Here is a 24,902-nt window from a genome sequence, read left to right as displayed (position 1 = left end):
TTTTTAGGCAACTGTCCAATTAATCAATACCCCTGCGTGAGCTAGACCACCACCAAATCCATACAGGAGCAATTTATTATCAATTTCAAGTTTCCCTTCACACACCGCCTTATCTAATGCTAATGGAATGCTTGCTGCTGATGTGTTCCCATAATAAACCAAACTTTGCAAAGTTTTCTCTATCGGAAAACTACTTTTCCTACAAATAGATTCAATGATTCGAAGGTTAGCACTATGAGGAACAAACCAATCTACATCACTTAACGACATTGTAGTTTTACTTAGTAGTGAAGCCATCCCCCTCGGTACAGTATTTACCGCCCATTTATAAACTTCCCTCCCGTTTTGAATAATATTTCCAGTTGAAATTAATGTTTCTCCGTTAATTTGGTTAGCTACGTTCGTGCAATAGAGGTTTTTGCCATGTTCTCCTTCCGACCCTAGGTGTCCAGCAATAAAACTCGGATTCTCTTCGTCATATTCAACGAGTACTGCGCCACCACCATCACCAAACAGGACACACGTCGATCTATCTTCATAATCTGTAATTTTTGATAATGCTTCTGCACCAATAACTAATACCTTTTTGTTTAAGCCAGATGTTATTAGTCCGTTTGCAACATGCAACCCATAAGTAAAACCAGCGCATGCTGCATTTAGATCTATTGCTCCTGTATTTTTAATACCTAGCTTTGCTTGGATTAAAGAGGCAACACTTGGAGTTTGAAAATCAGGAGACATCGTGCACACAATAACCATATCAACATCTTCAATAGATTGATCGAATCGTTCTATTAAATTTCTAACAGCGTTGTAGCCTATATTACTCGTAAATTCGTATTCATGAGCAATTCGTCTTTCCTTCATTCCAGTTCTTTTCACAATCCATTCATCATTTGTATCGACAAGCTTTTCTAAATCGGCGTTTGTCAATTTACACTCGGGAACATAGGACCCAATCGCTGTTATTTTAGCTTTTGATTGCATAAATGTCACCTCACATTATTTTATTGCTTCCATTTTAACACCTAATACTAGTAACTAATACTAATTTGTAAAAAATAGGATGAAAATGATTATAACTACTTAACTTCTAGATAATTAGGGTGTGATAAGTAAGTTAACAGAACATTTTCACTCCTATTTTCGCATGTTCCATTTTCTTCATTATTTTGCGTAAATTTGTGCCCTATAGTAAATGAAAACATACATATTTTGTAAAGAGAACTGTTTTGTATTACCCCATTTTATGAGAACACCAAAATGCAAAAACAACACCAGCAATTAAAGGTGCTTCTATTTTATGAGTAATATCTTCAATATCAATAATATATTTTGAATTCCTGAGAAAACCTCTCGTTTTTGTTTCGCCAATGGGCATCCCGTCAGCTGTTATTTCACCCCCGCCCAAGAACTTTGCGACTATAATGAGTGCAGGAAAAAGTTCACTATGTAGCTCTACACCGTGCATTGCAAATAATCCTTTTGCTCCTTTTAGCTTGCCTATTTCTTTCTTATTTTTAGTCAACATCCATTGATGTCCGTGATGAAGCGTATAGTCTACTTGAATAATTTCATAGGAATCTGTCATCGTTTCAATATTAATATTTACATCATACGCAGGATTAGTTGAAGGAGATTCCTTCGAAGGACGAAACCATCTATTCATCTCCCCAACTGACTGTCCTTCCTTTTCTATCATTAAAGGCTTCTTCCCCACCGCCATAGGGCGGTCAAACATAATAATCATTTTAAAAGCCCCTTTTCTATAAAGCGTTTACTTCATGCATTGTTTAAACGCTTAGGAGAACCCTCTCCTAAGCGCCTATTAGTCCCTTTTATTACTTACGTTCCGCTATCATCATGATTTCCATACTGTCTACTTGTATTGGTTCTGTACTAAATTCTCCTGCTGTACAGCCATATGCCGCCTTGACTAAAAAGCCTTCTCCTTCCAGAAATAGCTTTAGTTCGCGATAAGTAAAAGCGGTTGTATATAAGGAAACTTGTTTAGTATCACCATTTGAATTTGTAATGATTTCTTTATCAACTACGGTACATGAATATGGATCAAATTGCGTTTCATTTGTTATTCTTTTCACTAGTCCAAGAGCATTGATTGCAGTTAAAACAAATAAGGAACCAGGACGTAATGCATGGTAAACACTCTTTAGCACTTGCCGATGGTTATGTTCGTTTCCTGCTAATCCAAAAGCTCCTTCACAAAGACAAATTGCCGCATCAAACTCGTTTTTAAAGGTCAAATTACGTGCATCCATTTTCATAAAATCAGCTGGTAACTTTTCTCCTGCTGCCTTTTCTTCTGCAAGTTTAATAAACTCTGAGGAGATGTCAATTCCAAATGCTCTATACCCACGACGTGCCAATTCTAGTGTGTGCCTTCCAGGACCGCATCCTACATCTAAAACTCGTGATTGCTTTTGTAAATTTAGCTCCTCTATCAGGAAGTCGACCTCTTTAGTCGTCCCCTTCGTAAATCCATAGTCTAAATATTTTTCTTTTAGAAAATCTCCGACTACTTCATAATAACTTCCGTCATACATTAATGTTTCTATGCTGCCTTTTCTTCTCAATGTAAATCCCTCCGTTTTTTTGCACGGATGAGATAGTTATTTTTATCCTTCCGCGCCTCTGTAAGTAAGACAATCAATTTTTTTGAACACAATCATCACATTCACTCACTTTCTATTGTTTGTTAATTTCATATTACTCTTTTGGAAAAAAATGGTCAATTAAACCCACTATAACATACGAATTTAACATAAATAAGATTAGTAATAAAGAAATATAGACTTTGATATTTACCGAATCTGTTCTTATATATTTGTATCTCCAGGAAAAGAAAGCTCGTACGACGCAACATGGTAAAACTCTTTAAATCCAGCACTTCGATATATTTTTATTGCAGAATGATTGTTAGAATTGACACATAAAGTTATTTCATTAATTTCTTCATATGAATACATAAAAGCTAGGCATTCTTTAACAAGACTTTTGCCCACTCCTTTATTTCTCGCTTTTTTTTCTACTGCAATAAAATGAATATCACCTTCGGAAAACGCTGTGTTTATCTCACAATATGCGTAACCAACTAACCTCTCTTGAACTACTACTAGGAATAGCTTATTATATTCACTTAATCTACTAACTATTTCATCACTAGAATAATAAGCATTTGGAAACGCATCTTGATGGAGCTTCTTAAAGGCTTCGGCAAAATCATCCTGATATTCAATGATAGTACTATTTTTTTCTACCGAATCTATATCGTTACGAGTAATACGCAATATGGTGTCTTCTCTATTTTCACGCTCTCCACCCAGACTTAAAAAGAACGTATCGCACTCCTTATTGTGTACATTATGAAAGCCAAATACTGTCTTTAGTGAAAAAGGGGCTAATTGCGCTAACAAGTGATGCCACATTAGTAAAGCAACCTTCTGCCAATCAGAATGAACTACAAACGGTCCCCATAGTTCCCCTTCATTTGATGAAGCGTCTATATCTAAACCTAGTACCCCCACTAATTGATTATTTTCATATGCAGCAACAATCGATTTTTCTAGCGGTAAGTCTGAAAAGTCATCTTGAAGCGTATGAAGGACTTCCTCCTTTTTCGTTCCACAATATGCAACATGGTGCTTTTTATCATTATTAAGACCTGCAATGAAAGCTGCGATTTCTTCCAAATCCTTTGGATCGTCTATTTTAATCAATTGTATCCCTCCAGCCATGATAGATAATTGTATCTTAACATTATTTTCCTTATAAACTATCAGAAAAAACACTCCCTCAATACACGAGGGAGTGCAATGTATTAATACTGCCCTAACAAACCTTTACTCATTGCTTGTTTCTCACATAAGTGGTAAACGAGCAAACCTAACGCTAAATAAACAAAAGAGTTTAATAGTAGCATGCCGTAATCAGCTAATGGAAGCTGTGTTAAAGTAAGGTTCTCGATCATGACTTGTCTTATCATATCTACACCTTTAACAAATGGAGCGAAAGCGAGAAAAGGTGCTACTGATAAAGGTACAAATACGAGACCCATTAGTACGAATTGAAATATTTGTAAAAACGCTTGAATTTGCTTCACGATAATTGCTAAACCTGCAATCATATAGCTGACACCAATCATACTAATCATCGTGATGATGATAATCGGTAGTGTTGTCATTGGATTTAAGCTTAACCATTGTCCCGATGTTGCCATCGCAGCAAAAAGTAAAATGACCATGAATAAGAGTTGTAATACGAACTGCCCTAGCATTCTTGTTAGCATAATTTTCCAAACACCCATTGGTGACATGTACAATTGCTCTAGCGTTCCTCGCATTGCTTCAGTAATGACCGCATAACCGATAAAGTTCATCGTTGTCATTGTTAAGCTCCAAAAGGCTACACTGACTATCGAATACTGTACATTTGCCTCAAAGCTAGCAGGGTCACCGATAAACATGATGCCAAAAAATGCAGCTAGAAAAATAATGTAAAATGTTGCTAACAACGCAATTGTATTAGGTAAATATCGTTTTAATTCTATAAATTCTTTTTTAAAATTTGCCTTCATTAAATTAAGCCATTTCATAACGTTTTTCCCCTTTCACAATCTGCATAAAGACTTGCTCGAAGTCAATTGCTGTTCGGTCAATACTTTCTATTACCGTTCCTTCTGCTTTAAAAATATCGATAAGATCGTATATTTCATCGCTTTGCTCTAAATTCACTTCAACAACATGCTGGTGATTATCGTTTTTATAACTGCTTAAAGGAAATTTACTTAATAGCCTACTTGCTTGTGCATCACTTATTGGTTCTCCTAGTTTGATAGAATAAGCTCTCGTTTCAAATAGCTTCAATAAATTGTCTACATTTTCATCTACAACGACTGTACCTTTATTAATAATAATTGTGCGATCACAAAGCTCTTGTACAACTGGCATGTCATGTGAACTAATAATAATGGTGCGCTTTTCTTCTGTTACAATTGTTTTTAGTATTTCTCTTAGCTCATAGCTAATCTCAACATCTAAACCTAACGTTGGTTCATCTAGTAAAATTACTTCTGTATTTGCTAATAATGCGACTGCAATTGCCAACTTTTGCTGCATTCCTCGAGACAGCCCGTTAACTAATTCATTTTCCTTTTCCTTCAAACGAAATTGGGCCAACAATTTCTCAACTTGGTTTTCAACCTGCTTTGTTGATAAACCGCGATTTCCAGCAAAGTATTCTAAGTTTTCCCTTACCGTTAGTCTCCAATATAAGTTTCTATTTCCTTCAAGTACCGCGCTTATATGTTTTAATGCTTTTAGACGCTTTTTATTTATGTCATACCCATGAATATGGATTGACCCTTCATCCGCTTTTAATAATCCACAAATCATCTTAATAGTCGAAGTCTTTCCAGCTCCATTTGGGCCTAACAAGCCAAGTACTTCACCACGATGCACATCAAAAGATACATCATTCACTGCAGTGATCACTTCTTTCGTCTTCCTCTTCACATAACGCTTGCTCGCCCCTCGAACTTCAATAATTTTCTCCATTTCTCTTCATCCTCTCCCGCCAGGCGTTTGCCATTACTTCGTTTATAATGCAATTATAATTGCTCATATTTTCCGTTTCCACTTGCTATAGATGGAAATTCCCTCCGACTTAAGGTGGAGATTGACGATTAGAGGGCGACTGAAAAAGTGGTGTTCTTAGAAATGAGCGTAGCCGTTGCATTCGTTAAAAAGCCTGATAGGAATGGGGTTCTCCTATCAGGCAAAGGCTGCAAAACAAATAATAGGCACTGGAAAAGTTGTTTTATACTTTTTCAGTGCCCTCCGTAATTACCTTTTTCAGTCACCCTCTGCCTATAGCAACAGCGTTTTAAGTTGATTTACATCGTCCACAATATAACTCGCCTCTACACGCTCCAGCTCATCACGTGAACCGTATCCATATGCAACCCCAATAGAATCAATTCGAGTAATATTAGCCCCGATGATATCGTGCTTCCGGTCCCCAATCATAACAAAGTGTTTATGACTTCGCTTCGGATATTTCTCTAGTATGTATGTTATTATTTCTGACTTCGACGACCTTGAACCATCTAAATGACTACCGACAACAAGTTCAAAATACTTCTCTATTTGAAAAAAGTTGAGTATTTCTTTTGCAAATACAGTTGGTTTTGAAGTAGCAACGATTAATGTACATTGCTGTTCCTTTAATTTTGTTAACAATTCTGGAATACCATCGTAAAGCTCGTTTTCAAACATTCCCTTCTCTTTGAATCTTTCTCTATAATATGCAATAGCTTTATTCACCGTTTTTTCATCGAAACCGTAAAAATCAGAAAATGATTCTTTAAGTGGGGGACCAATAAAGCATTCTAGTTTATCAAGATCCGATTCAATCACCCCTAATTTTTCTAATGCATATTGAACCGATTTTGTAATACCTATTTTCGGATCGGAAATTGTGCCATCTAAATCGAAAAGGATTGTTGTGTATTTTACGATAACCCTTCCCTCCTTTTTTTATATTATTACACGCTAATGGGAACATCTGAACCTCTTTTATGTGAGAGGTTCACTCAAAAGGTAAAAATTCGACCTATTGAGTCATCCTCTTCACAGCATGATATAACCAAAATCCATCAGTATACCGCTCACCGTAACGAGCAGGAATACTATTAACAAGAAAAAACAATAAATTAATCATAAATAAAGATTGGAAAAAAATATTTGCAAAGTAATTATCGCCCTGCAGGAACAGAGCTAGTGCAATAATAGCTGAGACGAAATTTAATATTATTCCCCCTAAGCTATAAAAAACATCCTTCACTTGCATGTACTTATCATTTACAGATTCCATCTGTATCGCACCAAACTTATTTTCATTCACCTGAAATTGCAACCGAAAGCCATCATCACCCCTTGTGAATTTAATAGGACCTAATGTCATTTCTTTAAGCTTATATCCGACAAGACCGCCGATCACTAGGTGACCAATTTCATGAAGTGCTACTGTCAAAATAAAGGAAAAAGTCACTAGCCCAAGTCCTATACAAAAGTATACAATACCTTCTACACCACTATTCGCTAGTGCTATCATTTCAATGATAGTAATGATGGAATGAAGAATATAAAATAAAAATATTAAAACAATCGTAGTGCTTAACGGTTTAAACTGTTGCTCCTTGTTCAATCTCTTTCTCCCCTTCATTTCATATACATCTTTCACACTATCTCCAAATGTGTGTTGCCTATTCACTTTTTAGAATATACTATTTAAAGGGAATCTATTAACAAGGTCATTTTCGTGTTAAAGTTTAATCTGTTCCAATACTTAAGGAGGTTATTTCATGGAATTTTTAGCATTTATACCAATAATGTTGTTTTTACTAGTTTCAATTTTACCATTAGTTTTATTCATTTTGATCATCATTTGGATTTATTCGATTAAATCAAATACGGAAAAGCAAGTGGCACAAAACGAAAGAATTATTCAGCTATTGCAAAAGATTGACTCAAAAGGTTGATTTCAGAGGGCACTGAAAAAGTGGTGTTCTTTCACTTTTCCAGTGTCCCTAAGCAATGTGCGTAGCCGTCGCAATCTTTAAAAAGCCTGATAGGAGTGGGTTTCTCCTATCAGGCGAGCGACGAGCGTAGCCATTGCAATCTTTTAAAAGTTTCTCATAGTAGTCGCGCAACGAACGAAGCCATTGCTTTTACATTTATGGGCACTGAAAAAAAGTACTCTGTACTTTTTCAGTATTCTTAGAATTGAACTCACTAGTACTTTAAGAGATACGGCGAAATTCCACCACTTTAAAGAAATGACGAGGCTGACTCAAAAGGTCGATTTTTACCTTTTGAGTCAGCCTCTAAGCAATGTGCGTAGCCACCGCAATCCCTTAAAGACCACTATAAGTGGTTTTTTTATAGTGGTCGCGCGGTGAGTGGAGCCATTGCCAAAAATTTAATAGCTTTTGGGACAGCCTCCCCTCTTGTGACTCTTTATAGCTTGTTAATCAATATGAGAAGGAGACAAAAATGAAATATCAAATGAATCTTAAGGGTGTTACACCTGATATGCTACTAGGTTTTTTTGTTGATTGGCCAAATCCACCTAACGTAAACACTCACTATAGTTTGTTAAAAAATAGTACAAAATTCATTCTTGCTTTCGATGAGGAAAAACAACGCGTCGTCGGCTTTATTACTGCCATTTCTGATGGGTTACTGTCTGCTTATATCCCTTTCCTAGAGGTGCTACCGGAGTACCAAAAGAACGGGATTGGTAGTGAATTAGTTCGTCGTATGTTAGAGGAACTAGATGATTTGTATATGGTTGATCTCATGTGTGATGAAAACTTACAAACCTTTTATACAAGATTTAATATGTTTAAATCTGAAGGAATGATTAAAAGGAATTATCATCAACAAGCCGGTAAGACGTAAAGTTTTATAGCCCTTTACGTCTTACTTTACAGATCGATCACTATTAGTCATTTTAGACTCATAATCTTTAATCCAACTGACTCTCTTTACAAGTAGTAGAAAGAAAAGGACGATTTCGCTTATGACTAATAATCCAACCCCAATGAGTAAACCACCAAAGAATAAGAACTCGTTTATTCCCCATGTATACATAAACCACCCAATTCCGATGAGGACATTTAACAATAAGTTTAAGCTACCTGCAATGATTGCTTGTGCGAAAAATAATCCCGTTTTTTTAATCATCACTTCCGCAAATTTTATACTAACAAAGAATGCTAATATAATAATAAGAATATAAATAATAAAAACAATATCTGCCTCTGTCATCGAATTTCACCTCATTTTGAAAATAGTGAGTATGTCTTTTCGGTGGAATGTTTAAATCCTTAAATCTGCCGTAACACTTTTTTCTCCCCCTATTACTACATTAAAAGGTTTATCGCTCTTGATATTAATTGGTGATATAGCCCTATACCGCTTTTGATTTTTTAGCAATGGCTTGTTGCTTTGAAGTGTTTTGTGTCGTTAATAAAACCCCTAGTATTACGATGCATGCACCAACTACTTGCATCCAAGTAATCGTTTCTCCTAGCCAGAAATAAGCACCTATTATTGTGAAAACTGGTAGGAAGTTCAGAAATACAGACGCTTGTGATGCGCCAAGCATTGCAACAGCACGATTATAAAACACTAACGCTACAAAAGATGGGAATATGCCAAGATAAAGAAGACCTGCCATATGATTTGATACATGAATAGTTGGCACCCCTAATATTGACCACTCTATTAAAACTACAGGCAGTAGTACGATTACTGAAATACCTGTCATAACGCAAAGCACCCCATACGTAGGAAACAAATGCATGTATTGCTTCACGTATATAGAATAAATTGACCAAGTCAATATTGCACCAATCATGATTGCATCTCCAATATTCCAATCCATCGTTGTCATTTGAAAGATTCTTCCGTCCAAAACAACCCAAATAGCCCCTAATACGGACAAAATTACTCCTGTAGTTTGGATATTACGTAATTTTTCCTTAAGTATATATGCGCTTAAAATGACGGTAACTACTGGAATAATTGTTTCTAATACCGCTACATTTGATGCAGTTGTAAACTGTAAAGATGCGTAAATAAACGTATTAAAAAAAGTAACTCCGGATAAGGTCATAATCAGTAACGGCTTTTTATATTTCCAAAAAAGACTTCTATTTTCCATAGCACTTCTTAAGCCTATCGGTAACAACACAATGAAGGCAATTGCAACACGAAAAAAAGCAATTGTATAAGGTGGTAAATCGTTGATTGCCTTACCTATCAAAATATTTCCTGAATAAAAAATAACAACAAGAATCATTAATATGTACGGATATATAGAAAACACCCCGATTTCTATTAGTTTTGTTCATCTAAGCACTTGGGGAATTTGTGTACGCCTCCATCGTAACATTAAACTCCTTTTTAATGGTAAAAAGACTGTTATAATGATTTCTAAAATTTTTCTTTATAACACCATTTACTAGTATTAAGTATTTTCATTTAAATACTCTTAATCTAAAAATATATATTATTTTCCTTTTTTATTGTATATTTTTCATTATAATAAACTTCAATATATTGGAAAGGAGCATTTACATGCCCATTACTTATTGTACGACTAAAGAAATAACAGCCCATGCATTATCCACTGTATTTAAGATGTCTGGTATAAAAAGACCCGCAGACGACCTAGATCGTCTGCGAAGTATGATAGAAAACGCTGATTTAGTATTCTCGGCATGGGACGGTGACAAACTTGTTGGTATTGCAAGGTCAATCACAGACTTTAGCTATTGCTGCTACTTATCAGATTTAGCTGTTCATAAAGACTATCAAAAAGAGGGAATAGGAAAAAAACTTGTCCAACTGGTACAAGAGCATATTGGTGATGAAGTAGCATTAATTCTCCTTTCTGCACCTCCCGCGATGGAATATTACCCGAAAATTGGTTTTTCTAAGATCGAAAATGGCTTTATCATACCTCGGAAAAAATAGAGATTATTTTAGTGAATCGTTTCGCTTGTCTAGAAGGGCTACTGATGAGGCGATTTTAGAGATTGTTGAGCTTGCTTTAATAGAAATATAAAACATGATCTAATTACTGATATTTACTTTTTTTCACTTTTGCTGCTATGAGAGTATCTTGCGACTTTCGCTCATTAACTTATATCCTATGTACTCTGACAAGCTTTAACCTTTTTCACATAAAGGAAGATACCCTGATAAAAGGGTACCTTCCTCATCATTTATGTTATTATATTCTCACTAATTTAATGGCTCCCAAGGGCCATACGGGTCACCAGGTTCTTGGTTTCGAGTCCACCACTTCGCTTGCCATAGTTGCCCATTATGATAAACAATTTCATTTGTATATATCGTATCTGGATCCCAAGCAGGGTACTCTCCAGGATCACTTGGTTCCCCTGGGTCACTTGGTTCTCCTGGATCACTTGGCTCCCCTGGATCACTTGGCTCTCCTGGATCACTTGGTTCTCCTGGGTCACTCGGTTCTCCTGGGTCACTTGGTTCTCCTGGGTCACTCGGTTCTCCTGGGTCACTTGGCTCTCCTGGATCACTTGGCTCTCCTGGATCACTTGGTTCTCCTGGGTCACTCGGTTCTCCTGGGTCACTTGGTTCTCCTGGGTCACTCGGTTCTCCTGGGTCACTTGGCTCTCCTGGATCACTTGGTTCGTAGTCTCCTAGAAGAAGCCAAGGACCATTCGGATTCGTACCTGGCTCATCATTTCGTGAATACCATCTTGCTTCCCACAATTGTCCATTGTGTATCACAATATCTCCTTCAGTATATGCCTTAATTGTATTCCAATAATCATATTCTCCAAAGCGATCAGGGTCTCCTGGGAATCCTGGTTCTGGAGTTGAAGGCTCAGATGGGTTGATGCTTAAGTTGACATCTATCGCCTGATAGAATGCATTCATCGTATCATCAATGTCCCATACTGCTAAAATCACATGATAACCATCACGATCATTTGGTATAACACAATCGTTTGTTACATGATCAGGCGGAAGTGCACCATAGTCACGATACGTGCAGAAAAGCTCCAAATCTGCTCGTGCTAATGGTTCATTCGGATTCCAACCTTCTCTCGTAATATAATAATCCCACGTATTCGTGCTGTGATTTGCATGTATGTGCCATTCAAAAGTAAATGGGCCCCCCTGCATATCTACCTTTTCCCAACGGTCATACGATTGTTCATCTAGCTCAAGGAATAATCCTGCACTAGCTAATTGACCATCAGGTACACCTTCATGAGGAAAATCACCGCGCCCTTCAACACTAAAGGGCTCATATATTACTCTTCCACAATCTGTATTAACACCTTCCGCACATAAATGCGCACGACTATTTTCCACATATCCATGAGCTGATGCACTTTCAGCGGTAAATGCAAAAAATGCAATTGCTAGAAGCGTAGTAACCAATGCTGTAATCATCATCTTCCCAAGTGACTGTAATCGTACTTGCATACTTTCAGCTATCAATAGATTTCCCTCCTAATTGTAGTAGAATCGTTTTACAACTCGCCTAACCCCGTAAACGCTTTCACAAAAACCAAAATAAGCTTGATAGTTCCTTTTTTAAATATAGAAAGAACACCATTAGTTGCAAACCCTTAATGACAATGAACTTAAACCACTTTTTTACTAGTTTTAAAAAACAGAACTATCCAATCCTCCCTATTACCTTTTTCTGAAAACTTTTTCCCCCTTTCCACATTGAACAACATATTAGTCATTTTTATATCAATCCTGGAAAACCATCCACCCACTATCCTTAAGGAGGTTTCAACTTTTCACAGGAACTGATAGATAAATAACTAGTAATGGCAAGTAGTCATTTATACTAGACTTTTTAATCAAACCATTACTAAATCGTTTTCGTTCCTCTTGATGTTTCAAATCTTACATAGAATTCAGAATATTGTAAATACTACCAATTGACTACCGGTTTTCATGACAGAAATTCTGACAATCCTCACGTCCAACTTTTGTAACAATATAGTGAAATTTTTAAAACGAGTCCCTACTTTAGTAAGAAATCTTTTATCCTTTCACCGATAAAATAGACTTCAAAAACCCTACTTTTCACTTATAATGTTTTTTTCTTTATCACTAAGGATGTTAAAGTACAGATTGTTTTTTTAGCTATCTACTCAAATAAAGTTCACGTAAAATACACCTAAACTGTGAATCATTGCACATAATACAAGCTACAATAAAATTATACTTGTCAGACTTTTTATAGTGATCGACAAATCATAATGAGGAGGTTTTAGCATTGAAAACTTTAATTGTGTATTGCTCTCATCACGGAACGACGAAAAAGGCAGTCAGCGTATTACAAAAGAACTTAAACTGCGAAACTAGTCTTTTAGATTTAAGAGAAGAAAAATACGACAATGTCCTACATGATGCTGATGTTGTCATCATCGGAGGGTCCATTCACATTGGGAATATTCAAGGAAAGCTGAAGCATTTTATGAGAGACAACCTCTTTTTGTTATTAGAAAAAAAAGTCGGTCTATTTATATGCTGTATGCGAGAAGGCGAGGAGGCTAGAAAACAATTTGAGGTTGCTTTTCCTGAGGAGCTTCGATCAAATGCCATTGCTAGTGGGTTATTTGGTGGGGAATTTCTGTTTTCTAAAATGAACTTTTTTGAAAAACTAATTGTAAAAAAGGTTAGTGGTGTCAGTACAGATACATCTAAAATTGACGAGGCCGCTATGAAGACATTTGCTGATACAGTGAACCAGATTAATTTAGCTAAGGAAAACAGCTATAAAATTGACTCTCACTAGATTCATTTTGAAAAAGGGGGCTGTGAGTGTCCTGACAATAGCTCCACTCTCCCGCGATTTGTTCTCAAAGATAAAAAATAAGAGGGCCTGCAAAAGTACATATCAACTTTTTCAGTCCCTCTTATTTGTATTAGTGTCCTTCTAATAATTCTCTCGTTTTTTCCAATATTTCTTCATCTCTCAAGCGAAATTTAAATTCAACCCTTCGGGAGTCCTCATGACTATAATTTCCTTCCTCATCCGTTCTACCATCAGTATAGGACCTTCCATTAACCGTTAACTTTTCCTTTAAAGGTTCTTGAACAGTAGGGTCGGAAAAACGATCACTTAATATATGCTCTGCGACACTAAAAGCCCTTTCTTGAGAAAGCTCTAAATTATACAAATAACCACCTGTTCTATCAGCATGACCCTCTATAATAATTTCTGAAATGTATTCATCATAGCCTCCTTCCAACAATACTTCTAAATAAGTTGGGACAAACTCATCGAGAAATTCAAATCCCTCAGGCTTCAGTTCTGCTTCATCAAACTCAAATAAAATATCGGTGTTAAATATGAGCGCTCCGGTGTTTTCATCAATTTCAACTGCTAAACTAGAATCACTAAACTCTTCATTTAAATCTTCAATAATGTTCACTCTTACACCCATAATTTGATCTATCGTTCGCTTCATCTCTTCAATTTGGAAGGACTTTATGACCATCATGACGATAAAAATAAGTACAAAGCAAAGGAGAATCGCCGTAAGTAAATCTGTGAAGGATGGCCAAAAATGCCCTTCATCTTGTTCGCCTTTAAATAATCTTTTGTACTTATTATTAATCATTGCTGCCAACCCTCATCCTATTTTGTGGTCTTACCATGTCTTGGGTATATGATTGAAGAAGGCGATTTAAATTCTGAAACTCCTGATTCAAGTCGCTCAATACTTGCTGTGTTTGACGAGCTGTTCTCTGCTGATTTTCCTCAGAAATATCTCCAATTTGCTTAAACTCTTTTTTAATAGAATCATTCATATCTACAACAAAATCACCTATACTTCTCCCTACCTTATCTAACCGATCGCCTAAAGTCCCTTCTAGATTGTTCACATACCTAGATAAAGTATCCTTTAATACACCTACGCTTGATTCTATTTGACTTTCTCTCTGTTGGAAGGAGTCAGTAATTTGCTGTGTGACACGATTAATTTCTGCAAGCATTTGATTGTTTTTCATCGCAATTTGCTCATGAGATTTTGACGCATCAGATAAGTGTCTTTCAAAGCTTTCTGACTCAGCTGCATGTGTTTTCAAATGGTTATTGAAGTCTCTATTAAATTGCTTTAGCTCTTCAAAACGATCAGAGAATAATGTTCTAAACTCCGCTTGTGCCATATTGATCGTTTCTAGTGCATCTGGAAGACGAACAACCGAATTCCCAAGTTTATTAAAATCACCCTTGAGCTCGCTTAAGTAAGTATTAATTCCACCAAGCTTCGCACTCACATCATTACCGAATATACCTTTAAACTGTTTGTTGTTTTCCTTCATCATATTTGTGAGTGTTTCACTTTGGGCTACAACCCTCTCAAACGATGTATGAATCGTATCTTGTCTATCAGCAATAGATGAAATATATTCCTTCCACTCCTCAACTGCCCCTTCAAAATGCTTTAAAGTTTCCATCTGCGAAGAAGTTAAATCTTCAATTTTTTTATACGTATCCTGAAATGCCGTCGTCATCCTCTCGTTCCTCTTATCCATTTTATTAAAATACGAGAATAACGAATCAAAGTTTTTATTGAGATTTGTTATAGATCCATCTAATTTGTCAGTTACCTTCTTTACATTTGCAAAAAGAACATGGAAGTCTTTTAGATTGGAGGATAATCCTTCATTAAATTTCGCTAAATCTTTTGCAGATTGCTGTAAACCTACTGTATATTCTTGGAATCCATGAAAAGCCTTTTCAATGTTTGATAATGAAGCTTGGTTCGTTTCACGCAGCTCTACGATAGAGCCATTGATTGTTTTTGATACATCAATTAAGCGAGACATCGCGTCCTCTTCGTTTTCCTGTAAATACGACTCCATTTTTAACATAATGTCTGTTAACATGTATTCAGTATTAGCAACCCTCGTCATCACTGTCATAATTAAAGAGAATCCCATACCGACAATACTCGTATAAAACGCGACATCAAGTCCTGCAAGTACGGCTGCTACATTTTCTACTAGTTGGTCTCCCGTACCGTCTATGCTTCCTAATGACATTGCAAGCCCTATAAACGTTCCTAACACACCTACTAATATAAAAATAGAAATCGTCATTTGTACCATCTTTATTAAACTAACAACAGGAACATTTAATACACGCCAGCTAGAAAACTTCTGCTCAACAAACGTCTCTACCTTTACAGACTCCTCCTTCTGCTTTTCATCAAAGTCTTTCTTAAACGAACTTAATGGTTCAATATTCAAGGAATTCGTAGCATATAAGTGATGGCGAATTCTTCTTAACCTACTATACAAAATAAAATGAACGAAAACTGTAACAACAAAGGTTACAAACAGCACCATGAAAATAAGTTCAATGAACGAATTTGATAAAATTGATTCTACTTGCTGATCATTAATAAACAGCTTCAAAATTGCTTCGACCATTAGATTTCCCCCTATATACAAGAATCCGAAATCATTTAGATAAAGTATCATTAAAGTGAAAAATTCCTTTATCTATTCTCCCTATCTTATTGCTATTCACAACTTGGACAATTCATGTTTGTTAGTTGATGATATTTAGGAATAATATAGAAAATCACACCATCTATTGTTAAAATTGATATAAAGCTATAAAGCGCTTTCAAGTTACGTTAATCATTTTTATTTAAGGAGATGGTGTGATGACGACAGCAAATAGGGCAAAAATGGTCATAGATAAGGATTTTGTCATATCTAAAGTAGACCCAAGAATTTACGGCTCTTTTATCGAACATTTAGGTAGAGCAGTTTATGGAGGAATTTATGAACCCGATCATCCTACTGCAAATGAATTAGGGTTTCGTCAGGACGTACTTGATTTAGTAAAGGAATTGCAAGTACCTATTATTCGTTACCCCGGAGGAAATATGGTGTCCGGATACAATTGGGAAGACGGCGTTGGTCCAAGAGACGCTCGTCCTACACGACTCGAGCTGGCATGGAGAGTATTAGAAACGAATGCATTTGGGACCAACGAATTCGTTGAATGGACAAAAGCGGTCAATAGTGAAGTGATGATGGCAGTAAATCTGGGAACGAGAGGAATGGAAGCAGCAAGAGATCTTATCGAGTATTGCAACCATCCAAGTGGTACATATTGGAGCGACCTTCGTCGCCAGCATGGCTATGAACAGCCACATAAAATAAAAACATGGTGTCTTGGTAATGAAATGGATGGTCCTTGGCAAATTGGTCAAAAAACAGCTGAAGAATACGGACGACTCGCTGCAGAAACAGGAAAAGTGATGAAGCTCGTAGACCCTACTATTGAATTAGTTAGCTGCGGAAGTTCCGGTTCAGGGATGCCTACTTTCCCAGAATGGGAAGCTACTACATTAGATCACACATATGAAGTAGCCGATTATATTTCCTTACACCAGTATTACGGTAATCGCGACAACGACACCGCCAATTATTTTGCACAGACATTAGATATGGAAAACTTTATTAAAACAGTTACTGCAACTTGTGATTATATGAAAGCAAAGAAGCGTAGCAAAAAGACTATGTACTTGAGCTTTGACGAATGGAACGTGTGGTTCCACTCCAATGATCAAGATAAAAAAATTGAACCTTGGTCATTTGCACCGCCGCAGCTAGAGGATGTCTATACTTTTGAGGATGCCATTCTAGTAGGTTCTATGTTAAACACTTTATTGAAGCACTCCGACCGTGTAAAAATTGCTTGTATGGCTCAATTAGTGAATGTCATTGCACCAATTATGACGGAAAATGGTGGTAACGTATGGAAACAAACGATCTTCTATCCTTTTTACTACACGTCTGTTTATGGTAGAGGCTTAGCGCTAAACCCTATTATTAGCTCACCTAAATATGACAGTAAAGACTTCACAGACGTTCCTTATTTAGACAGTGCTGTCGTCTATCATCCTGAAAACGATGAACTCGTTATTTTTGCAGTAAATCGACACCTTGAGGAAAGCCTAACTGTCGAAGTTGATATTCGTTCGTTTGAAGGATTATCAATCATTGAGCATGTCGTATTAGAACACGAGGATAAACATGCTACAAATATAATCGGAAACGAAAGCGTTCAACCACATGTTAACGGGCAATCAACAATAGATTTGACAGAAGGAAAACTAATGAGTCAACTTCCTAAAATGTCATGGAATATGATTAGATTAGGGAAAAAGTAGGCTGATTTCCCCTTAGATAGTTGTTGGTTTTTTTGAATAGAAGTGAGTATTCTTCTCGCTATTACGTGGGGAAAGAAACAGTCTAAACTCAATACAAGGAAGGCTTAAGAGATTGTAGCAACTCTTTAAGCCTTCCTTTTTTATTATGGAAAGAATTTTAGCTATATTCAAAATACGTCGATTTTAGTATACTTATGTCGAAGGTGGTTGTACTATAACATATTGAAAAAATCAGGAGGCAAGTCATATGAATAAAAACACTTTTTATCACGGTAGGAATAAAATTGTAACGATATTACTATGGGTTTCCTATATTTTAGGGCTCATTAACAGCCTCATTATTGGAGCAGAATGGAGTGGGCTGATTACATATGGCATCGCTGGACTTTTCATTGTTATTCCAATGACGATCTTCACCTTTTTTAAGTTATTTACTACTAAACTACATTATTATGTTGCAGTTGGATTTCCTTTACTAGTACTTGTAACCATAATCGGATCACCGAAATTATCAAACTATGCACTCATCTATTTTAGTCTTGCTATCGTAATGCTTTATAACCATACTATATCAATAGCTTTGACAGGTTTTTTAGGTGGATGCTTGACCGTGTTTTTTTTCTTCAATTTTCATGAAGAAATGTTCTACGGGGCTGATACAGAAATATTAGTAACACTGTTAGCTGTCAACATTGCTACTGTCATCATCTTTGTAACCCAAGCTTACTTAGGTGGGAAAACATTAAATAAAATGGAAAAAGATAGTATTGAAATTGAAAATAAAAAGAATGATGTGGAGAAGCTATTATCTAAGGTAAAAGAAACTGTAGGGGTTCTTGCTTCCTTTAATACATCATTTAAATCTAACATTGAGAAAACAAATCAAATTTCAGACGAGCTTACAATTGGTTTTTCAGAAGTGTCAAAAGTGATTGAAGCTCAAGCAAGCAGTGTTACAGATATGAACGAATCAATGATTAACTCAGGAGATATTATTACTAATGTCGTCGATAGTGCAAACACACTTTCAAGTATTTCTAAAAAGACTGAAATGGCAGCTCATAGTGGGCAAGCAATGATTAACACCCTTTCTGATGAAATGATGCAAGTGAACAAATCTGTTCATAATGCAAGTTCACTAATGGTTCAGTTAAATCAAGAAACAGAAAAAATTGGAAGTATTCTCAATACAATTAACGAAGTGAGTGAACAAACAAATCTATTAGCATTAAATGCCGCAATTGAAGCTGCTCGTGCTGGCGAAGCTGGTAAAGGCTTTGCTGTCGTTGCCGACGAGGTGAGAAAGCTTGCTGAAAGCTCACAAAAATCTACATTAGAAATTGCTGGAATCATTAATAGCATTCAAGCTAAAACGGTAGAAGTAACAAATCAAGTTCAAGAAGGCGAACAAGCAGTATCAACTAGCCTAGAAGTAACCGAGAAAACAAAATCAACCTTTGTTGAAATGCTAGAGCATGCAAATGAAGTACTGCGACAGTCTGAATTAGTGGCACAACAACTAAAGGCGATGGAAAATAACTCCTCAGCCATTATTGATGAAATTTCTTCTCTTTCTAGTGGTGCACAGCAATCAAGTGCTTCTGTAGAAGAAATATTAGCTAGTGCTGAAGAGCAGCACCAACAAATAAATGATATTGTAAAATCGTACAAAGAGTTAGAACTACTCTCTGATCAATTACAAAGCTTGGTGAAAAACTAATAAGTATTCTAGATTACACTCGGTAATCGAAGTCGATCGCATATTTATAATAGTGTATTTTTGGAGGGAGAGAACGTTGCTTTTTCCCTTCAGCTATTTATTTTCGCCTGAAGGGAAGATGGCATAGTTCCATCTTACCTTCAGGCGCTTTTTTCTTTGCTCAAGGGCAGATGGTTCAACTCTCACCCACTTTCCGATCCCCTCATGGACAGATGACGCATCGCAACTCGCCAAGCGTCCACTATAAGAAGCGATTTAAAGAATGGTAAAAGGTTGACTCAACAGGTAAAAATCAACCTATCGAGTCAACCTCAAGTGGATTAGCTTCATATTTACATACCCAACTCATAGACGTCAAAATCGCCCTGATCGAAAAATCGAAAAAAACAGCCAAACGACCATGAGAATAGAAATGACAAAGCTAATTTCAATGATGGGTAACCGCCATAAGATTGTTTGTGTACCACTTAACGCTGCTCCAATGATTAAGCCAAGCATAATAATGCTTAGCGAAAGTAGCACGATACTAAACGATAATCGATTACTTATCCGATCCATCTTTCTCATTAGCACGTCTGTTTGAGGAGAGTCTATTTCTATTTTCATCTTCCCATGACGTAGAATTGATAAAAACTGCTTTAAGCTTACTGGTACTTCATTCAATAAATCTAGATAATCTTGCACGTCCATAGATATACTCTTTATTTTTTTCCATGGATCGAGTCTATCAAGAATTAATTTTTTTCCCATAGGTTCTGCAACATCAAATATACTAAACGTTGGGTCTAGCGCCACAACTACACCTTCTGTTGTTAGCAACGATTTGCCTAACAGTGTTAATTCCGTTGGGATGCGAATTTGGTGTTTGAAAGCAATAGTAAACAAATCTTCAATTGCTTGTCCTAAGCTTAGTTGCTCTAAAGGTACATCATAATACTTTTCTCGAAGATCATCGACATCTAAATATAGTTGATCCATATTAGTATCCGGATGAACGATTCCCATATTTGTAACTGCACGTAAAATACCCTTTGTATTTTGATTTCTCAATGCAATAATTAAGGATACTGCGTACTTCTTTTTTTCTGGAGATAAACGGCCAACCATGCCGAAATCAAGTAACGCAATACCTCCATTAGGGAGGGCTAAAACGTTACCTGGATGAGGATCCGCATGGAACACGCCGTCAATCAACACTTGATGGAAGATAGTTTCAGATAGTCTTTTTGCAAGCAAACTCCGATCATAACCTGCGCTATCTAATGCTTCTAAATTTGAAATACGAATTCCCTCAACATAATCCATTGTTAAAATTCGCTTCGTTGTATAGTTCCAATATACATCTGGAATATGAATGTACTCATGATTCACCGACTTATTTGCGAATCTTTCCATGTTACGTGCTTCATTTCGATAATCGAGTTCTAGAAGCATCCCTTTACCAATCTCGTCAATAATATCGCGTAAACCATAATCACGCGCCCAGTCAAAATGAGTCTCTGCTAGTCTCGCCCAGTCAGCAATGATTTCTAAATCTGTTTCCATTTGAGGTATAATGCCAGGCCTTTGCACTTTAACTACTACCTCAGTGCCGTCTTTTAAAACAGCATAATGAACTTGGCCAATAGAGGCAGCAGCTAAAGGAGTCTCTGAAAACTCCTTAAATAGGCTTTCAACAGGTTCCCCTAGCTCCTGCTCAATAATGACGGAGGCTTCTTCATATGAAAATGGAGGTACATCATCTTGTAAACGTCCTAGCTCTTTAACAATGTCAGGTGGTAATAAATCTGGTCTCGTACTAGCAATTTGACCTAGCTTAATATAGGTGGTACCTAATTCCTCCAATAAAAGTCGGACTCTTTCTCCGGTACTCTTATCTTTTACCGCTTTTCTTTCTTCACTTCGAAAGGATAGTATCTTTTCGGTTAATCCAGTCTCATGGAAAAGGTAGCCAAGTCCATTTCTTGCTAAGGCTGTAGCAATCGTTCTATAGCGTTGAAGCTGTCGAAAACGTCTACCTGAGCCCATTACTAATGCCTCCTAGTCATTCGCACCTTCTTCTTCTTCCTTCTCTTGCTCTAATTTGGCTAACCTACGCTCAATCTCGATTAGATCTTTTTTTCTCACTAGCTTAGAATCACCTAAAATCGCATCAACTCGCTCCTTGACGATTTCCTCCATTTGTTCCTTTGTTTCGTCACCCTTACGTAGCAATTCATCAATTAACGCTTTAGATTCTTCCTTTTTTACCTCTCCTCTTTTCACTAGCTCATCTACTGTTTTTTCAATCTGTTCTTTACCTGCAATCGCAAGCCCTAAACCTAACGAAATAGCTTTACCAACAGTTGATCTCATTTTTCTTCCTCCTCAGAATTTTTTTACTAAGATATTCTGTTAGAAAATATGCATGTGACATTAATCTATGATGAACTTCAAAAAATCGCATCTAAACGTATTGTCTACTAACCTGGTCTCCTTATACGAGAAACTCAAATAGCAAGTGATTGTTTTAGCTTTTCCCGAATAAAGGTAGTGTTAACCATTTATAGCAAGGAACAGATTGTATTTCGGCGACTACTATTCTTTTAAAGTGCCATTTATATTACGTACGTTTTTAAATCGTATGAGGTTCCATATTTATTTCACGATACGTGCAAATTGACTTTTTGTTATAAAAAAGAACAAGCCATAAACAAGCGCATATAATATATACATGACAGTAGAAAAAGCTAGAACCGTTAAATACGAATTTTCAACGGCTATAACGTAAGTAAACACCATCGTGTCAGCCGATTTCATTGCAAAAATACTGTGAAGAATTCCTACCAATAACGGAAGCAAAAATACTGGAAGCAATCTTTTTCTTATCACTTTTTTTTCCGTCTTACTGTCCATCCCTATTTTTCTTAGCATCTTAAATTGGTGTTTTTCTTCTTCTGCGGCCATCATTTGTTTAAAGTATAAAAGGCTTGCTGTCATTAAAATAAACACAACGCTCATAAAAAAACCGATGAAACAAACTAATCCGAAAGTTTCCATCCCTTCATTAAAGTTATTGAGAGCGGTTCGATAGCTCCCTACTTTACCAGAAAGCAGCGCATTCAAATCTTTATTTAATTCCTGTGAGGATAACGCTCTTTCAAAATTAAATACATGTGCTTCACTATTCTCATGTAGACTTAATTTAATATCACCTGCTTCATATAAAGCATCATAATCCTCATCATGAATAACAATCGTATGAATTGCCCCGAATTCTCCAACAGGAATTTCCTTTGATGATGTGATTTCCAATGTTTTTACCGAAAAGAGTAATTCGTGATTCATTAGCGCCTCTTGCATCTCATCAGGAATGAAACCACGTACGTAAACCGCTTCTCCTGTCGCCAAAGATAATGGTGGAATATCCAACCTTGAAATTGCTGTTAGCTCATTAAATTCGGAACTACTATAAATACGAAAATAATGATCATTGTCTGCATGAATATATTGAACTCCGTCTCCCCAAACATCTTGCATATGAGGGCTCGTTTTGTATAACATAACGGAATATTGTTCTGTCATTTCAGTATCGTGCTCAACAAACGTATTATAAACAGCTTCTAGTACATCTTCATCGCCCCCATAATAATACATATCGTATCCAACGGTGTTATAGGTGTTCACTTCAACATTACTATAAAGCGTGTAGCCTGTAGCAATAGCTGTTGTCGCAACTGCAGACAAAATTGCAATTGTTGCCATCGTCGAGGATATTGTTAACACTCTATGTGATAATGATGAGGTAGCTATAAGATTGTCACCCTTCAAATACATCCTTTTATTTTTCTTTAATAAATAAAGGATTTTCGGTAGCCCCACCCAGAAAAACATGTATGTTCCGCCTATGACGAGAATGAGAATAAGTAATGCAAAGGTAGCGACGGTTTCTTGGTTTTCTAGTGTCGCTATTCGATAACCAATACCTATGAGTAAAAACGAAAATAATAGACCAAAATAAGATCCCTTCGTTCTTCCTTCTGATATTTTAGATGCTTTAAATAAATCAACAAGTTCAAACTTACTAATGACGCGCAGGCCAGACAATCCCATTAAAACAAAAATAATGAAAAATATACTAACTGTGATAACGATTGACATCGGGTCGATTGAAAAGGCTATATGTCCCGTAAACGACGCTAAAGTAATGTCCAACAGGATCATTGCAATCAGCTTAGAAAAAAAGATACCTGCTCCTATACCAATAATAAGCGTACCGGCGCCAACAATGATCGTCTCAATAAAAAGCAACTTACCAATCTTTATGTTTGACATACCGAATAAGGAATAGGTGGAAATCTCTTTCTTTCTAGCTTTAATAAAGCTATTATTCGAACTGATCAAAAAGAATATAACAAAGACCATAATGAGAAATCCAAAGCTTATTAAAAGGGATTGATATCTATCATCATAAATAAACTGTTGCTTTATATCTTCATTTTGAATTAGCGCTAAAAAAGAGTAAGTAGTAAATACACTGAAGCTAAGCGAAAAGAAATATATGACATATTTTTTGAAATTGAGCTTGATATTCCTGAGTGCCAATGTCGAAAGCTTCATTTCCTCTCGCCTCCAAGCACACTCATTACATCAATAATCGAATCAAAAAATTGCTTCTTATCCTCTCCTGCGTAAAGTTCGTTATATATTTCTCCGTCGCGGATAAACATAATCTTTTCACAATAGCTCGCTGCAAACACATCATGAGTAACCATTAAAATTGTGGCTTGATACTGCTTGTTAATATACGTCAATATGTTAAGTAAGTCTTTACTAGATTTAGAATCGAGATTGCCGGTAGGCTCATCTGCTAATATTAGTCTCGGATTAGTAATGAGGGCACGACACGCAGCTGCCCGTTGCTGTTCGCCTCCAGATACCTCATACGGATATTTCATTACGACATCTGAAATTCCCAAATCTGTAATAAGTGGTTCGAGCTTTTCTTCAATTACACTAGCATCTTCTCCTTGAAGGGCAAGTGGTAAAATAATATTTTCCTTTAGCGTCATCGTTTCAAGTAAATTATAATCTTGAAAAATAAAGCCAATATTTTTCATTCGATGTTCTGCAAGCTCTTTTTTACTTAAGGAAGCAATATCCTTCCCAGCCATTTCAAACGTTCCAGAGGTAGCCTTGTCTAAACTTCCTAATATGTTAAGGAGTGTCGTCTTCCCTGATCCTGATGCACCCATGACACCGATAAACTCTCCTTCAGTCACTTGGAAGCTAATATTTTTCAAGGCTACATATTCATTTACCATTTTCCTTGACCCGTACGTTTTACTTATATTTTCTACTGATAAAATCTGCATTCTTCTACCTCCAACTTTTATTGATGAG

The 24,902-nt window shown here is 36.4% G+C and carries 23 protein-coding genes; 6 read left to right on the top strand and 17 right to left on the bottom strand.

Going from position 1 to position 24,902, the window contains the following annotated elements; all coding sequences use genetic code 11:
- Positions 1-3: 3 nt before the first annotated feature.
- From BCELL_RS03335 to BCELL_RS03300, 8 genes are all read right to left on the bottom strand, one after another.
- Positions 4-987 (bottom strand): ketoacyl-ACP synthase III, encoded by a 984-nt coding sequence (locus tag BCELL_RS03335; protein WP_013487261.1) that lies wholly within the window; start codon positions 985-987, stop codon positions 4-6.
- A 250-nt stretch (positions 988-1,237) separates the two neighbouring features.
- Positions 1,238-1,750, bottom strand: coding sequence for a hypothetical protein (locus tag BCELL_RS03330; protein ID WP_013487260.1), 513 nt, complete (start codon positions 1,748-1,750; stop codon positions 1,238-1,240).
- A 91-nt stretch (positions 1,751-1,841) separates the two neighbouring features.
- Positions 1,842-2,594 (bottom strand): class I SAM-dependent methyltransferase, encoded by a 753-nt coding sequence (locus BCELL_RS03325; RefSeq protein ID WP_013487259.1) that lies wholly within the window; start codon positions 2,592-2,594, stop codon positions 1,842-1,844.
- 243 nt (positions 2,595-2,837) lie between these two features.
- Entirely contained in the window at positions 2,838-3,737 is a 900-nt protein-coding gene (locus tag BCELL_RS03320) for a GNAT family N-acetyltransferase (RefSeq protein WP_013487258.1), read from the bottom strand.
- 101 nt (positions 3,738-3,838) lie between these two features.
- Positions 3,839-4,612: an ABC transporter permease gene (locus tag BCELL_RS03315; protein ID WP_013487257.1), complete on the bottom strand. Its 774-nt coding sequence runs from the start codon at positions 4,610-4,612 to the stop codon at positions 3,839-3,841.
- On the bottom strand, positions 4,599-5,573 hold the full coding sequence (locus BCELL_RS03310) for an ABC transporter ATP-binding protein (protein ID WP_013487256.1): 975 nt from the start codon (positions 5,571-5,573) through the stop codon (positions 4,599-4,601). The genes BCELL_RS03315 and BCELL_RS03310 overlap by 14 nt, the downstream gene beginning before the upstream one ends.
- Positions 5,574-5,885: 312 nt before the next feature.
- A complete protein-coding gene (locus BCELL_RS03305; RefSeq protein WP_013487255.1) occupies positions 5,886-6,536 on the bottom strand; it encodes an HAD family hydrolase in 651 nt (216 codons plus the stop codon).
- Between the two features lie 94 nt (positions 6,537-6,630).
- Entirely contained in the window at positions 6,631-7,224 is a 594-nt protein-coding gene (locus BCELL_RS03300; protein WP_157184165.1) for a site-2 protease family protein, read from the bottom strand.
- Between the two features lie 157 nt (positions 7,225-7,381).
- Here BCELL_RS03300 and BCELL_RS22415 point away from each other — a divergent pair, with 157 nt between their 5' ends.
- A complete protein-coding gene (locus BCELL_RS22415) occupies positions 7,382-7,558 on the top strand; it encodes a hypothetical protein (RefSeq protein ID WP_013487253.1) in 177 nt (58 codons plus the stop codon).
- 514 nt (positions 7,559-8,072) lie between these two features.
- Entirely contained in the window at positions 8,073-8,480 is a 408-nt protein-coding gene (locus BCELL_RS03295) for a GNAT family N-acetyltransferase (RefSeq protein ID WP_013487252.1), read from the top strand.
- Between the two features lie 21 nt (positions 8,481-8,501).
- Here BCELL_RS03295 and BCELL_RS03290 read toward each other — a convergent pair whose 3' ends face one another.
- Both BCELL_RS03290 and BCELL_RS03285 read right to left on the bottom strand, forming a co-directional pair.
- A complete protein-coding gene (locus BCELL_RS03290) occupies positions 8,502-8,849 on the bottom strand; it encodes a hypothetical protein (protein ID WP_013487251.1) in 348 nt (115 codons plus the stop codon).
- 142 nt (positions 8,850-8,991) lie between these two features.
- Positions 8,992-9,912, bottom strand: coding sequence for a DMT family transporter (locus BCELL_RS03285; protein ID WP_013487250.1), 921 nt, complete (start codon positions 9,910-9,912; stop codon positions 8,992-8,994).
- A 251-nt stretch (positions 9,913-10,163) separates the two neighbouring features.
- Here BCELL_RS03285 and BCELL_RS03280 point away from each other — a divergent pair, with 251 nt between their 5' ends.
- On the top strand, positions 10,164-10,562 hold the full coding sequence (locus BCELL_RS03280) for a GNAT family N-acetyltransferase (RefSeq protein WP_013487249.1): 399 nt from the start codon (positions 10,164-10,166) through the stop codon (positions 10,560-10,562).
- 270 nt (positions 10,563-10,832) lie between these two features.
- Here the strand turns inward: BCELL_RS03280 and BCELL_RS23025 are convergent, their stop codons facing one another.
- Positions 10,833-12,077, bottom strand: coding sequence for a lytic polysaccharide monooxygenase (locus BCELL_RS23025; RefSeq protein ID WP_013487248.1), 1,245 nt, complete (start codon positions 12,075-12,077; stop codon positions 10,833-10,835).
- Between the two features lie 796 nt (positions 12,078-12,873).
- On the opposite strand from BCELL_RS23025, the gene BCELL_RS03270 reads away from it, so the two are divergent.
- A complete protein-coding gene (locus BCELL_RS03270) occupies positions 12,874-13,395 on the top strand; it encodes a flavodoxin domain-containing protein (RefSeq protein WP_013487247.1) in 522 nt (173 codons plus the stop codon).
- 130 nt (positions 13,396-13,525) lie between these two features.
- Here the strand turns inward: BCELL_RS03270 and BCELL_RS03265 are convergent, their stop codons facing one another.
- Both BCELL_RS03265 and BCELL_RS03260 read right to left on the bottom strand, forming a co-directional pair.
- Positions 13,526-14,224 carry an OmpA family protein gene (locus BCELL_RS03265; protein ID WP_013487246.1) on the bottom strand — a complete coding sequence of 233 codons (699 nt, stop codon included), beginning with the start codon at positions 14,222-14,224 and terminating at the stop codon, positions 13,526-13,528.
- Entirely contained in the window at positions 14,217-16,043 is a 1,827-nt protein-coding gene (locus BCELL_RS03260; RefSeq protein WP_013487245.1) for a MotA/TolQ/ExbB proton channel family protein, read from the bottom strand. Before BCELL_RS03260 ends, BCELL_RS03265 begins: the two co-directional genes overlap by 8 nt.
- A 239-nt stretch (positions 16,044-16,282) precedes the next feature.
- Here BCELL_RS03260 and arfA point away from each other — a divergent pair, with 239 nt between their 5' ends.
- Positions 16,283-17,800: an arabinosylfuranosidase ArfA gene (gene arfA, locus BCELL_RS03255; protein WP_013487244.1), complete on the top strand. Its 1,518-nt coding sequence runs from the start codon at positions 16,283-16,285 to the stop codon at positions 17,798-17,800.
- A gap of 247 nt (positions 17,801-18,047) precedes the next feature.
- On the top strand, positions 18,048-19,520 hold the full coding sequence (locus tag BCELL_RS03250) for a methyl-accepting chemotaxis protein (RefSeq protein ID WP_013487243.1): 1,473 nt from the start codon (positions 18,048-18,050) through the stop codon (positions 19,518-19,520).
- A 354-nt stretch (positions 19,521-19,874) separates the two neighbouring features.
- On the opposite strand, the gene BCELL_RS03245 is transcribed toward BCELL_RS03250, so the two are convergent.
- From BCELL_RS03245 to BCELL_RS03230, 4 genes are all read right to left on the bottom strand, one after another.
- Positions 19,875-21,548: an AarF/UbiB family protein gene (locus BCELL_RS03245; RefSeq protein WP_013487242.1), complete on the bottom strand. Its 1,674-nt coding sequence runs from the start codon at positions 21,546-21,548 to the stop codon at positions 19,875-19,877.
- Positions 21,549-21,560: 12 nt separating this feature from the next.
- Entirely contained in the window at positions 21,561-21,875 is a 315-nt protein-coding gene (locus BCELL_RS03240) for a phasin family protein (RefSeq protein ID WP_013487241.1), read from the bottom strand.
- Positions 21,876-22,157: 282 nt separating this feature from the next.
- Entirely contained in the window at positions 22,158-24,119 is a 1,962-nt protein-coding gene (locus tag BCELL_RS03235) for an FtsX-like permease family protein (protein WP_013487240.1), read from the bottom strand.
- The gene (locus BCELL_RS03230; RefSeq protein WP_013487239.1) at positions 24,116-24,874 is read right to left on the bottom strand and encodes an ABC transporter ATP-binding protein; all 759 of its coding nucleotides are present in this window, start codon (positions 24,872-24,874) and stop codon (positions 24,116-24,118) included. Before BCELL_RS03230 ends, BCELL_RS03235 begins: the two co-directional genes overlap by 4 nt.
- Positions 24,875-24,902 lie beyond the last annotated feature (28 nt).

The organism is Evansella cellulosilytica DSM 2522 (assembly GCF_000177235.2).
GTDB lineage: Bacteria > Bacillota > Bacilli > Bacillales > Salisediminibacteriaceae > Evansella > Evansella cellulosilytica.
Note: the sequence above shows the minus strand (reverse complement) of the source record. Positions and strands in the feature narration are given on the sequence as shown.

What these genes read in the sequence shown, in the direction of transcription:
- BCELL_RS03290 (WP_013487251.1), bottom strand. Translation starts at nt 8,849, where the DNA reads ATGACAGAGGCAGATATTGTTTTTATTATTTATATTCTTATTATTATA.
- BCELL_RS03265 (WP_013487246.1), bottom strand. Translation starts at nt 14,224, where the DNA reads ATGATTAATAATAAGTACAAAAGATTATTTAAAGGCGAACAAGATGAA.
- BCELL_RS03310 (WP_013487256.1), bottom strand. Translation starts at nt 5,573, where the DNA reads ATGGAGAAAATTATTGAAGTTCGAGGGGCGAGCAAGCGTTATGTGAAG.
- BCELL_RS22415 (WP_013487253.1), top strand. Translation starts at nt 7,382, where the DNA reads ATGGAATTTTTAGCATTTATACCAATAATGTTGTTTTTACTAGTTTCA.
- BCELL_RS03280 (WP_013487249.1), top strand. Translation starts at nt 10,164, where the DNA reads ATGCCCATTACTTATTGTACGACTAAAGAAATAACAGCCCATGCATTA.
- BCELL_RS03330 (WP_013487260.1), bottom strand. Translation starts at nt 1,750, where the DNA reads ATGATTATTATGTTTGACCGCCCTATGGCGGTGGGGAAGAAGCCTTTA.
- BCELL_RS03230 (WP_013487239.1), bottom strand. Translation starts at nt 24,874, where the DNA reads ATGCAGATTTTATCAGTAGAAAATATAAGTAAAACGTACGGGTCAAGG.
- BCELL_RS03245 (WP_013487242.1), bottom strand. Translation starts at nt 21,548, where the DNA reads ATGGGCTCAGGTAGACGTTTTCGACAGCTTCAACGCTATAGAACGATT.
- BCELL_RS03240 (WP_013487241.1), bottom strand. Translation starts at nt 21,875, where the DNA reads ATGAGATCAACTGTTGGTAAAGCTATTTCGTTAGGTTTAGGGCTTGCG.
- BCELL_RS03315 (WP_013487257.1), bottom strand. Translation starts at nt 4,612, where the DNA reads ATGAAATGGCTTAATTTAATGAAGGCAAATTTTAAAAAAGAATTTATA.
- BCELL_RS03250 (WP_013487243.1), top strand. Translation starts at nt 18,048, where the DNA reads ATGAATAAAAACACTTTTTATCACGGTAGGAATAAAATTGTAACGATA.
- BCELL_RS03260 (WP_013487245.1), bottom strand. Translation starts at nt 16,043, where the DNA reads ATGGTCGAAGCAATTTTGAAGCTGTTTATTAATGATCAGCAAGTAGAA.
- BCELL_RS03295 (WP_013487252.1), top strand. Translation starts at nt 8,073, where the DNA reads ATGAAATATCAAATGAATCTTAAGGGTGTTACACCTGATATGCTACTA.
- BCELL_RS03235 (WP_013487240.1), bottom strand. Translation starts at nt 24,119, where the DNA reads ATGAAGCTTTCGACATTGGCACTCAGGAATATCAAGCTCAATTTCAAA.
- arfA (WP_013487244.1), top strand. Translation starts at nt 16,283, where the DNA reads ATGACGACAGCAAATAGGGCAAAAATGGTCATAGATAAGGATTTTGTC.
- BCELL_RS03335 (WP_013487261.1), bottom strand. Translation starts at nt 987, where the DNA reads ATGCAATCAAAAGCTAAAATAACAGCGATTGGGTCCTATGTTCCCGAG.